General features: G+C 30.7%; 2 protein-coding genes. Both read right to left on the bottom strand.

Annotated elements, in window-relative coordinates:
* The coding region (locus B5E92_RS15205; RefSeq protein WP_239406511.1) for a relaxase/mobilization nuclease domain-containing protein at positions 1-1088 on the bottom strand (1088 nt) is incomplete at its 3' end.
* The gene (locus tag B5E92_RS15200) at positions 1081-1395 is read right to left on the bottom strand and encodes a plasmid mobilization protein (RefSeq protein ID WP_087303541.1); all 315 of its coding nucleotides are present in this window, start codon (positions 1393-1395) and stop codon (positions 1081-1083) included. The genes B5E92_RS15205 and B5E92_RS15200, both read right to left, overlap by 8 nt.
* Between the last annotated feature and the right edge of the window lie 192 nt (positions 1396-1587).

The following is a 1587-nucleotide window of genomic DNA, read 5'->3' as shown; positions in this document are numbered from 1 at the left end:
CGATAATAACAGTATTTTCTTTCTTTGATTAGTTTATCTAATTCATTCTGTTTTACTTGTTGATAGTCATCCAATTGGTTTATATCTTCAATTTTGTTATGATATAACAATTCAATTTCCTTCACAAACATATCCAGTTTTCTTAATGCCTGTCTTGCTTCTTTTGATAGTTTTTGTTTTCGAGTTGGTAAGACATTTAATGAAATGAGATAAGCTACTCTTATTCCTGCAGGTCCAGTGAGTTGTTTCCTCTTATACTTTTTATAATATTCCTTGCATTGATAATAACTTTTTGTATGTTCTGTTTCTTGTGGCAGTATTCTTCTATCGGTTAATCTGTCTTCAATATTTTCATAACGGTATTGCTCTCCTAACGTTTTTAGAAAGATTGGTTCTGAATAATATGGATGATAAATGGCATATTCTTCTCCAATTCTTTCAAGAGCATATCCTTTTTTCTTCATGTTATCCCAAAAGACATTTACAAAATTACTTTGCTGAACTAGAATATCCATATCTTTTTTGATGTCCTTCATATAAGAATTTAATACGTGATAATTGACTTTCTTAGACTTATATTGTGGATTTTTAATGACAGATAAACCATATTCCAAGCATAATTTATCAGAGATTTCCTGCATTCTTCTGTAATCTTTTTTCATATTACAGAAGCGTTTCCCATCAACAAATGATGTTGAATTTAGAAGAATATGATTATGAATATGCTTCTTATCAAGGTGTGTAGTGACAATAACTTCAAATCGATCTGCATATAATTCCTGTGCTAACCTTACACCAATTTCATGAGCAATATCAGCAGTTACCTCTCCAATTTTGAAGGATTGATACCCATGATATGCAACAATTTGTTTTGTATCATCGAACATTTTCTTTGTAGTGCTCATAGATTTTTGAGGCTGAAATGCATCGCAATTGAGGTAAGTTGCATATTTTTTGCCATCTGTTTTCTCATCATTGCTTATATAGTCAAAGGTTTTTTCAATTGTCTTTTCATCATTTTCTACATACTTAATGGCATTATCCAAACGATCTCTTATCGCCCAAATTGCAGTTACTGCTTTAATCACCCCTTACTTTTTCATCCAAATTCTTAATCATATTTCTCAATTCCTCAATCGTAACCTCAACAAGAAATGATGATTTATCCTGTCCACCATTTAAAGATTTTGCGATTTGATTAAGATTATTTCCGATATGATTGAACTCATTTAACAGTTTATAATAATCTAAATGAGGTGGTTCTTTAACTGATTTTTTTAAGATACATTGACGAACAAACTTCTCTCTGCTGAGTTTAGATTTACGAACTTTTTCCGTCATCTGTTCAAATTCTTTCTCGTTAAATCGTATCTTGATTTCATGATTTCGTTTCATTATTCCACTTCCTTTCGTTGTTGGCACCGTCCAACTTGATTGTATTTTGGGGACAAAATACGTTGCTTGCTAATATATAAAAGTTAAAATAAGATTACCCAAATTGTTGCAGATAAGTGGTTACACTTTGCATTAATCAGGGTAATCTTTTTTGATATAATTCTTTCCTGTAAAGGAGTGAATTATATTGAA

Source organism: Erysipelatoclostridium sp. An15 (assembly GCF_002160675.1).
Lineage (GTDB): Bacteria > Bacillota_I > Bacilli_A > Erysipelotrichales > Coprobacillaceae > Thomasclavelia > Thomasclavelia merdavium.
The sequence above is the reverse complement of the archived record's forward strand: the minus strand, read 5'-3'. Positions and strand labels throughout refer to the sequence as shown.

Coding starts and splice junctions, on each gene's coding strand:
- B5E92_RS15200 (WP_087303541.1), bottom strand. CDS start 1,395: ATGAAACGAAATCATGAAATCAAGATACGATTTAACGAGAAAGAATTT.